General features: G+C 49.4%; 9 protein-coding genes and 2 tRNA genes. 2 read left to right on the top strand and 9 right to left on the bottom strand.

From position 1 onward, the window contains the following. Positions 1-4 precede the first annotated feature (4 nt). From BIZ37_RS15740 to BIZ37_RS15705, 8 genes are all read right to left on the bottom strand, one after another. A tRNA-Cys gene (locus tag BIZ37_RS15740) sits at positions 5-78 on the bottom strand. A gap of 85 nt (positions 79-163) precedes the next feature. Then, positions 164-237: transfer RNA gene (locus tag BIZ37_RS15735), tRNA-Cys, on the bottom strand. A gap of 294 nt (positions 238-531) precedes the next feature. Then, on the bottom strand, positions 532-1,164 hold the full coding sequence (locus BIZ37_RS15730) for a bifunctional 4-hydroxy-2-oxoglutarate aldolase/2-dehydro-3-deoxy-phosphogluconate aldolase (RefSeq protein ID WP_187462271.1): 633 nt from the start codon (positions 1,162-1,164) through the stop codon (positions 532-534). Between the two features lie 31 nt (positions 1,165-1,195). Continuing rightward, positions 1,196-2,089, bottom strand: coding sequence for a sugar kinase (locus tag BIZ37_RS15725; RefSeq protein WP_187462272.1), 894 nt, complete (start codon positions 2,087-2,089; stop codon positions 1,196-1,198). A gap of 127 nt (positions 2,090-2,216) precedes the next feature. Continuing rightward, complete coding sequence (locus tag BIZ37_RS15720; RefSeq protein WP_187462270.1) at positions 2,217-3,707, bottom strand: sodium:solute symporter family protein; 1,491 nt, start codon at positions 3,705-3,707, stop codon at positions 2,217-2,219. Between the two features lie 266 nt (positions 3,708-3,973). Beyond that, on the bottom strand, positions 3,974-4,366 hold the full coding sequence (locus BIZ37_RS15715) for a RidA family protein (protein ID WP_107299851.1): 393 nt from the start codon (positions 4,364-4,366) through the stop codon (positions 3,974-3,976). A 53-nt stretch (positions 4,367-4,419) separates the two neighbouring features. Continuing rightward, positions 4,420-5,859, bottom strand: coding sequence for an amidohydrolase family protein (locus BIZ37_RS15710; RefSeq protein WP_187462269.1), 1,440 nt, complete (start codon positions 5,857-5,859; stop codon positions 4,420-4,422). Positions 5,860-5,925: 66 nt separating this feature from the next. Then, positions 5,926-6,789, bottom strand: coding sequence for a MurR/RpiR family transcriptional regulator (locus BIZ37_RS15705; protein ID WP_187462268.1), 864 nt, complete (start codon positions 6,787-6,789; stop codon positions 5,926-5,928). A gap of 173 nt (positions 6,790-6,962) precedes the next feature. Here BIZ37_RS15705 and BIZ37_RS15700 point away from each other — a divergent pair, with 173 nt between their 5' ends. Together BIZ37_RS15700 and BIZ37_RS15695 are read left to right on the top strand one after the other, a co-directional pair. Further along, the gene (locus BIZ37_RS15700) at positions 6,963-8,237 is read left to right on the top strand and encodes an amino acid deaminase (RefSeq protein ID WP_187462267.1); all 1,275 of its coding nucleotides are present in this window, start codon (positions 6,963-6,965) and stop codon (positions 8,235-8,237) included. A gap of 211 nt (positions 8,238-8,448) precedes the next feature. Continuing rightward, positions 8,449-8,649, top strand: a complete 201-nt coding sequence (locus tag BIZ37_RS15695; protein ID WP_187462266.1) for a hypothetical protein — start codon at positions 8,449-8,451, stop codon at positions 8,647-8,649. Here the strand turns inward: BIZ37_RS15695 and BIZ37_RS15690 are convergent. Beyond that, positions 8,642-9,028 (bottom strand): VOC family protein, encoded by a 387-nt coding sequence (locus BIZ37_RS15690; RefSeq protein WP_187462265.1) that lies wholly within the window; start codon positions 9,026-9,028, stop codon positions 8,642-8,644. The two genes, BIZ37_RS15695 and BIZ37_RS15690, sit on opposite strands and share 8 nt — an antisense overlap. Positions 9,029-9,191: the final 163 nt, after the last annotated feature.

Raw genomic sequence — 9,191 nt, 5'->3', positions numbered from 1 at the left:
ATTATGGAGGCGCGTCCCGGAGTCGAACCGAGGTCCACGGATTTGCAATCCGCTGCATAGCCACTCTGCCAACGCGCCAAATTGTCCAAACGCACCTATTTAGTTATTACTATTAGGTCGTTTGTTTGGTTGCTGCCGCCCAAAGGCACCAGAACCGAAATGATGGAGGCGCGTCCCGGAGTCGAACCGAGGTCCACGGATTTGCAATCCGCTGCATAGCCACTCTGCCAACGCGCCATCAATTTTGTTGTAACCACTTAGTTTCGGCCAATGCCGCTGCGGTACGGAGGTGTAATTTACTGATTTTCAGGGATGAGTCAAACAAAAATACAAGAACTTGCTTCAACTGAACAATTTCCAACACATCAAGCCAAAAAAGCGGCCTTAATCGTATGGAATCCAAGCACCGCCCCGCGTTTTTTAAATCGATAACTTCTGCCTCAAGTTTCTGCTGAGCTGAAAATAAGACTAAAAAAACCCACCAAAGGTGGGCTTCATAGATAAACAACCTATACGTAGTTAACTTTATTGTTAGCCGTTGACCAACTCAACCGCTTCTCGCACCAAGCGACCGATTTCTTCCCAGTCACCATTTTCAATCAGCTTAGGCGCCACCATCCAGGTACCACCACAGCAAATAACACGGTCGATAGCCAAGTAGTCACGTACATTTGACTTACCAATACCGCCAGTTGGCATAAAGCTAACGTCAACGTATGGCGCCAACAATGACTTAACCATGTTGATACCACCCGACGCTTCAGCCGGGAAGAACTTCAAGAAAGTCAGCCCCATCTCTAGTGCCAGCTCAACTTGGCTTGGGTTATTCACCCCAGGTACCATTGGAATCCCCAGCTGCTGGCAGTAACGCACAGTATTTGGGTTCAGCCCCGGCGCTACCACAAACTCAGAGCCCGCTTCTTTGGCACGGTCAACTTGCTCTGCATTCAATACGGTGCCCGCACCAATACACATCTCTGGGTAAGCTTCACGCATCAAGCGGATGGCTTCTGCAGCCACTTCAGTACGGAAGGTCACTTCTGCAACCGGAAGGCCATTTTCAACCAGGGTTTTAGCCAAAGGCACGGCCTGTGACACATCGTTGATTTGAATGACAGGGATAACTTTGAAGGCTTTAAGTTTCTCGATGATCTGCTGAGACATGTTCAGGTGTTCCTATTTACTGTAAATCTATTTACATTAATTCTTTCATTGCATCGGCTGGGATAATCGCACCGGGATGCTGGATAACGGTAGACGCTAACTGATGGCCCAATTCGGCAGCTGCGGCTTCAGTACCTCCACTTAGGCGCCCTGCCAGATAGCCCGCAGCAAACGAGTCACCGGCAGCACAGGTATCAATAACCTTTTCCACTTTGTTTGCCGCAATATAAGACTCATGCGGTTGGTCTGATTGCAGTTCGCTGACCACCAGACATGGCTCACTGCCCCGCTTGATAACGACTTCTTGGCAACCGAATGACTGGCATCGGTCAACAATGTTTGTCTCTCCCCACACCAAGTGGTCGTCGTCTTCGGTGATTAGCGCAATATCGACAAATGGCAGAACTTGCGAATACCAATACTGGGCTTGCTTTGAGGTCCAAAGCTGTGGCCGGAAGTTATTGTCGAATAGCACTTTGCCGCCTTTGGCTTTGTGTTTTTCCAACAGGGTAATCAGGGTCGCTTTGGCATCTTCAGCCAAAATAGCCAGGCTGATCCCACTGATATAAAGGGCATCAAAGTCATGATTTTCGATAGCTTGCTCTAGCGGAGTCAGACCACTGGCAAAGTAGAATTTCGCCGCACTATCATTGCGCCAGTAATGGAAGTGACGCTCACCGTTAGGCTCTGTCTCCACCAAATAAAGGCCCGGCAGTTTATTTTCCAGTTTACGTACCATAGAGGTGTCGATATTTTCATGTTGCCAGGCACTGAGCATATCCTGACTAATATTATCGATACCTAATGCCGTAGCGTAGCTAACAGCGATATCACGGTTAGTGCCTAAACGTGACAGGTAAAGCGCCGTATTTAACGTATCGCCACCAAATGTCCGTTGTAGCGGTTGGCCGCTAAGCTCGACCATGCACTCACCAAAAAATGCAATTTTCACACTGCTACCTTTCTAATTATTCGAACTGTATTTAAAGCGTAACTGAAGATGCAGGCCTTACATCACAACAAAGGCCTGCATTTTGACGAGTTTTAGATGATTATTTCGCGGTAGCCGGTTGAGCGTCGATACCTTGCTCTTCAGGCTTTTCCATCGCGGCACGCTCAGCATCAAGGATGGCTTTCGCTTCTTCTTTGCTCACCTTGTTCGCTGGTGTCGCCAAGCTTACTGCCACACCGGCAACCAAGGCTGTAGTGACTGATGGGATAACCGGGTTGCCCCAGAATGCCGTCCAGTCAGCGTTGAACATGACAGAGAATGACGCTGCTGACGCACCTGCCAAGGTAGCCAGTGCCCCCTGCCAGTTGTAGCGGCCCCAGAAGCGACCCAGCATACCGCACACGAACATGCCGGACATTACCGTAGAAATCATCTTGGTGATGTAGCTGATGATGTCATTCGAAGTCAGGGCGAACAGCAGTGCCAGACCGATACAGATAACCAATGCGATACGTGAGTAGGTCACCATCTTGTCTTTTGATGGGACTTTACCCGTAAACATGATGTAGATATCACGCAGCAAGATAGATACGCCGGCAATTGCATCGGAACTTGCACTCGACATCGTAGCAGACAGGCCTGCAATCAGAACAATCATGCCGATACCCACAGGTAGCACTGTTGCAGCAACATACGGGAATGCAAAGTTGGCATTGTTCAGCTCTGGGTTAATCGCATGTGCTGACATACCGATAACCGCAGGGATGATAGAGAAGAACAAGTACAGTACACCTGACATCACGAATGAGCGGCGGATAGTCGGAACGTCTTTACCTGAGTAGATACGCTGACGGAAAGAAGGGGTTGCCAAGATACCCACACCAACAACCAGTGCCAGTGAAATACCCGGGATCATGCCTAGTTTTTCCAGCCCCAGGAAGCTGACAGACGCAGGCTCCATGGCAGCATACAAGTTATCCAGGCCACCGATATGGTTGACCGATAGAACAGCCATCAGAATGAAACCGGCAAAAAGGATCACGGCCTGAATCGTATCGGTCCAAACTACTGCGGTGTAACCACCGATTACGACGTAGATAGTAAACGCAGCTGCGATAATCATCTTGGCAGTATTTAGCTCGATATCAGCAATCCAAGCCAGGTACATACCACCACCAAGGATATGTGCACCCAACCAGCCGATAGAGGCGGTAAAGATTAGGATACCGACCACGTTTTTGACAATCTTGTTGGCGCCTACATAGTAAGACAGCTCTTCACTCATGGTCATGAAGTTCAGCTTACGCACTGGAGCAAACCAGTAAGCGAGCAGCAGGATACCCAGGGCACCACCAATACCGTAAAGCGCACCAGCCCAACCGTTGGCATAACCAAAACCAACCGCGCCCATGCTCGAACCTGTACCTACCATGGTGGCTACCGTGGTACCTAGTACCAAGAACAGCGGAAGACCACGACCTCCAAGTAGAAAGTCTTCGCCTGATTTCTGGTTACGTGATACGAACCAACCTAACCAGATTAAAAAAACCACATACGCACCGAAACCGGTGAGAAAGAGTGTACTGTTCATCCCATACCTCTTATAATCCGTCATTGCTTTTATTTGCTTGGGGATAGTCTCATCACTTACTACCCCATGAGTTACTGAGTCATTTCAGTATTTTGCTTTTTTCAGGTTGGTACTTTGCCAACCTTTTTTCTTTGGCCTTCCGGCTCTATTTCTTTGTCTCTAGTTGTAATAGCCTGCCAACTTCCGTTGTGGCATCGCTTGTCAATCAGGCTTCTGCTGGCCCCGCGCTTTATTGTTTTATGCGGGGCCCGAAGATAATGCCTGAATTAACGGCGATCTTCGCGGTAGCACGTCACATCCACCTCAACTTTTACGTCGACGACCAAATCACATACCATGCAGATACGCGCCGGTGGGTGCTCGCCGAAGAACTCTTTAAACACTTTGTTGAATGACTGGAAGTAGCGAGAGTCAGTCAGTACCACTTTCACGTGTACCACGTCTTCAAGGCCGTAGCCTGCTTCTTCCATGATGTCGACACAGTTCTGAATCGCCAAGCGAGACTGATCGACAATGCCACCTTCAACCACTTCACCGTCTGTCATTGGTGTTTGACCAGAGACATACAGGAAACCACCCGCCTGAGTTGCACGTGCAAAAGGTAGGTGCTGACCGCCTGTGCCTGTACCGCCTTCGATGCCGTAGCGTGTGATAGTCATAATTTCTTTCTCCAACGTTGTGTTACTTAGTTCAATTTGCTGTCCCAGGGTGTTTAGTCCTGATGACGGTATAGGAAACGGCCATGGCGGTTAGTACTCACCTGCCCGTTTTGATAACTGATGCAGCCATTGACCATGACCACGTCAATCCCTTTCGCTGCTGCAATCGGATTTTCGAAACTTGCAACATCGATAATGGTGTTCGGGTCGAACATCACGATATCGGCATAGGCCCCTTCGCGAATTTCTCCCCTGTCTTTAAGGCAGTAGCGCTTGGCCGACATGCCTGTCATTTTGTGAATCGCCTGTCCCAGTGAGAACAACTGGCGTTCACGACTGTAATAGCCCAGCACCCGTGGAAACGATCCCCACAGACGAGGGTGTGGGTGTGGGTCGTTCGGCAGGCCATCTGAGCCCACCATGGTTAATCGGTATTTCAGTACCCGCTCGACATCGGCCTCGTCCATGCAGTGGTAAACAGCGCCTGCTGGCTGGAGCTGCTTGGCCGCATCCATTAACGGCAAGTCCATCTCCTCAGCAATTTGCTTGAGCATTTTTCCTGCATGCTCAGGGTGCTTATCTGACCACGTAATGAAGATATCGATCTCGTCGGTGACCTGTTTGAGGTCAAGCGTCGAGGAACTCGCCGAATACGGGTAGCAATCACAGGCTACATCCTGATGCTTGGCGGTTTTCTCCATCAAATCGAGCACTTCAACTGTGCGGCCCCAATTACCGGCACCTGCACATTTGAGGTGTGAAATCACCACTGGCACCTTGCCATGCTTACCGGTAGCAAACGCTTCTTCCATCGCCTCAAGGATCTGCTCGAACTCGGTACGCATATGGGTGGTATAGATACCATCAAACTCTGCCAGCTCTTCGGCAAGGGCCATCACTTCTTCTGTCGGGGCATCTTTCGCAGATGCGTATGCCAAGCCAGAACTCAACCCCAAAGCTCCCTGCTCCATCGCAGCGTGCAGTTTGGCTTTCATTGCTGCAATTTCGTCGCCTGATGCTGCACGGTATAGATTATCCATCTCGTTGTTGCGCAGCGTGGTATGGCCCACCAGCGCAGCAACATTCACGGCAGGCTGTGCAGCCGTTACCGCCTCGGCATATGACGCAAATGTCGGGTATTTGAAATCTTGCTGCTTGCCAAGCAGGTTCATCGGATCTGGTGGATCACCAGCCAGCATTGCTGGAGAGGCACTGATCCCGCAATTACCTACAATCACACTGGTGACCCCTTGGCTGATCTTCGGCAAGCAGTCGGGATAGCGAATCACATTGGTATCATCATGGGTGTGTACATCGATAAAGCCAGGTGCTAATGCCTTGCCATGACCATCGATGATCTGTGTTGCCTCACATCCGGCTAAATCCCCTATGGCTGCAATACGATCCCCTGTAATAGCAACATCGGCGTTGTAAGGCTCACTACCCGAGCCATCAACAACTTGAACATTTCGGAAAACGGTATCGAACTGCATGAAACTTCCTTCTTTATGACGCTAATTCTGCACAACCGTTAATCCGAACTGTTCGGCTAGGTTGTGTTAATCGCCGAGAGGCTGTCTGTCCTCTCCACCACGATGACTGTCTAGTGCCAATTTCAGGCGGCGTAGCTTATCGCGGGTCCGGCGTTTGTGGCTCAAGGCCAACTCCGTTGACAGCACATCTATCAACGCCATCATGGCGTAACGTGATGCCGACGGTTTGTAGATAAAATCGGTCTCTTTGGTGACAACCGGCAAAACCAAGTCGCTGACTTCTGCCAGCGGTGACTCCTTGGGCGTTATGGCTATCACCTTCAAGCCATATTGTTTGGCAATCGATGCCGGCTCTACCACTTCTGGTGTGTAACCGGTCGCAGAAATCACCACCATCACATCATTGGCATCGGCAGTTGAAGCTACCATTCTTGCCAACAGGCCATCGTTGTAGGCCGTTACCGGGTAGCCCAGGCGGAACAAGCGAAATTGCAGTTCCTGCGACAACATAGTTGAGCCACCACCCATGCCAATGGCCAAAATCTGCCGGGCGTTTTGCAGCAGGTCTACCGCTGTAGCAACATCCTGCTCATCGACAACCTTGCGGTTAATGTTGATCACATTCTTGATCGACTCATAAACCCCTTGGATCCCCGACTGATCTGGCGACTCATGAATAAATCGCTGGCCGATGGCAAGGGACTGGGCTAACTTGAGCTTCAGATCCCGCACATTCTTACAGCCAACCGCTTTGGCAAAGCGGGTAATGGTTGCCTCACTCACTCCGGCTTCTTCTGCCATTTGAGTAATGCTGTAACCCGATGCTGCGGCCAAATCATCAATCACCAACATGGCGACTTTTTTCTCGGCATCCCGCAATTGCGAGAAGCGCTCGGTAATTCTTGAAACAATATCGACTTCGATAGTCACGGCTTTCACCTTTCTCTCGACAGGGCAAATAGTAATTTCAGGGCAGCTTCAAAACAGTGAGAAACAGCACAAAATGCACAGCAATGTTTGATAGTTTCTAACACCGATAATATTATCACCTCGCCAAAAGGCAGTAATAGCAAGCCCTGAGAGCTATGTTAGGAGAATAATAAATGACCCAAGCAAATAAAAAGCATGTTAGTAAATACCAAGATATTCATCACAAAAAATTTCCCGTAGGTACCAAAGGGATATGGGTTGATGAAAAAACGGAGGGCAAATACAGCCTAATTAACGAAGAAATCAGCCTGCCTGCAGCCGTTATCAAGCAGCAGTCGATTGATAACAACCTGAACTGGATGCAACAGTTTGCAAATCATCACAACGTCAAACTGTCACCGCATGGCAAGACAACCATGACACCTGCTTTCTTTGAGCAGCAGCTTGAAGCCGGGGCCTGGGGCCTAACTGTCGCAACAGCCCCACATGCTGAAGTGGCAGCGTCAGCAGGTGCCAAACAGATCATGATGGCTAACCAGTTGGTGGGTAAAGCCAACATGGCAATCATCAAGCGCCTGTTGTCTGAGCACGACGTCACTTTCTACTGCTGTGTCGATTCCACGGAGAATGCCGAGCAACTCTCTACATTCTTTGCCGGTAGCGGGGTGACAGTTCATGCCCTGATTGAATTTGGCGTTGAAGGCGGCCGCTGCGGTTGCCGTACTCCACAACAGGTGATCTCGCTGGCTCAGCACATCGACAGTCTTGAAGGGATCTCCCTGGCCGGTATCGAAGTCTATGAAGGCGTGATCCACGGTGACAATGCCGAGCAAGCTATCCGTGAGTTCCTGGCAACGACCGTACAAACTGTTGAACTTCTCAAGGAAGAAGGATTAATCAAGCTTGATAGCCCAATTGTCACCGGCGCAGGTTCTGCCTGGTATGACGTTGTGGCCGAGAGCTTCGCCCGATGCCAGCACCTATTGGCAATTATCCGCCCGGGCTGTTACCTCATCCACGATACCGGGATCTACCAAGATGCCCAGAATAATGTCATGGCTCGGGCAGAAGTGAACCAGGGCTATGCCTGTGATCTGGGTGGAGATCTTGAGTCAGCACTGGAAGTGTGGGCGTATGTCATTTCCCGTCCGGAGCCAGGCAAAGCCGTGATCGGTCTTGGCAAGCGGGATGTAGCATTTGATGCGGGTCTGCCAATTCCAGAGCGGGGATACCGCAATGGCGAGCGGATTGAAGTGGGGGGATTGGAAGCGACTGCTATCATGGATCAGCACACTTTCGTTACCGTCCCCGAAGGTAACGATCTGCGTGTTGGTGATGTCATTGCATTTTCAACCTCGCATCCATGTCTAACCTTTGATAAGTGGAAATATATCTGTATTGCCGATGAAGACTTCCAAGTATCAAAACTTGTAGAGACCTATTTCTAACAGGTGATAAATCTGGCTAATTAACCACCACCAGATCGTGCATAAATCAGGCAGCAATAAGTGTATTGCTGCCTATTCTTTCCCATGCATAACAAAACAAGCTAAAACCATGTTTTTAATAAGGTTTAATTCTAATTAACCTTTGCCATATGGCACGAGATGTGTATTATCCCTATATCATTTCACGTGCCACAAAGGATTAGGCCTGTTTATGAATTTCACATATCTCATTGAAGGTACGCTATTTGGTTTGATCGTACTGCTTCTTGGCTTGGCCGGCGGTTCCTTTTTTACCATGGTGACAGCCAAACCTAGTAACGAAAACAGCCTGGTCGAATCCCGCATCGAGTTCGGATTCTACGGAGTGGCTAGTTTAGTTTTTGCGGGGTTGCTGACGGGTATCCTCAGTTAGCTTGGTAGAGCTCCAATGGCAATCCATCCGGATCTTGAAAAAAGGTAAATGCCTTACCTGTATACTCATCGATCCGGATCGGCTCTACTTCAACTCCCCTCGATTCAAGATAATCAGTAACCTGTTCAACGGAATCGACCACAAACGCCAGATGACGTAGTCCCCTAGCCTCAGGAAAACTTGGTCTTTCAGGCGGATTGGGAAAGGAAAACAATTCAACTTGGCTGCCATCCGGCAACTGTAAATCCAACTTCCAGGAATCCCTTGCTTCGCGGTAATGCTCTGCCAGCACTTTCAAGCCCAAGATATCAACATAGAAGGCTTTAGACCTTGAATAGTCTGAACAGATAATCGCGGCATGGTGTATCGCCTTTAGCATAAATACCCTTTAATAATCATCATACTAAGTAAACAAACCCACTATCTCACCCCTACCGCCGTAACGCAATGGGCAGAAAACCCACCCCAAACCCAGCAAGCAGCCACGTCATCTGTACACGCAGAAAAATGCGATATTTTTATCTGCAGGGTATTTACAACAC

This window comes from Photobacterium sp. BZF1, from assembly GCF_014349205.1.
In the GTDB taxonomy this organism is placed as follows: Bacteria; Pseudomonadota; Gammaproteobacteria; order Enterobacterales; family Vibrionaceae; genus Photobacterium.
Note: the sequence above shows the minus strand (reverse complement) of the source record. Positions and strands in the feature narration are given on the sequence as shown.

Excerpts from the sequence above, each read along its gene's own strand:
- BIZ37_RS15720 (WP_187462270.1), bottom strand. The coding sequence starts at position 3,707 with ATGAACAGTACACTCTTTCTCACCGGTTTCGGTGCGTATGTGGTTTTT.
- BIZ37_RS15710 (WP_187462269.1), bottom strand. The coding sequence starts at position 5,859 with ATGCAGTTCGATACCGTTTTCCGAAATGTTCAAGTTGTTGATGGCTCG.
- BIZ37_RS15715 (WP_107299851.1), bottom strand. The coding sequence starts at position 4,366 with ATGACTATCACACGCTACGGCATCGAAGGCGGTACAGGCACAGGCGGT.
- BIZ37_RS15690 (WP_187462265.1), bottom strand. The coding sequence starts at position 9,028 with ATGCTAAAGGCGATACACCATGCCGCGATTATCTGTTCAGACTATTCA.
- BIZ37_RS15695 (WP_187462266.1), top strand. The coding sequence starts at position 8,449 with ATGAATTTCACATATCTCATTGAAGGTACGCTATTTGGTTTGATCGTA.
- BIZ37_RS15700 (WP_187462267.1), top strand. The coding sequence starts at position 6,963 with ATGACCCAAGCAAATAAAAAGCATGTTAGTAAATACCAAGATATTCAT.
- BIZ37_RS15725 (WP_187462272.1), bottom strand. The coding sequence starts at position 2,089 with ATGGTCGAGCTTAGCGGCCAACCGCTACAACGGACATTTGGTGGCGAT.
- BIZ37_RS15730 (WP_187462271.1), bottom strand. The coding sequence starts at position 1,164 with ATGTCTCAGCAGATCATCGAGAAACTTAAAGCCTTCAAAGTTATCCCT.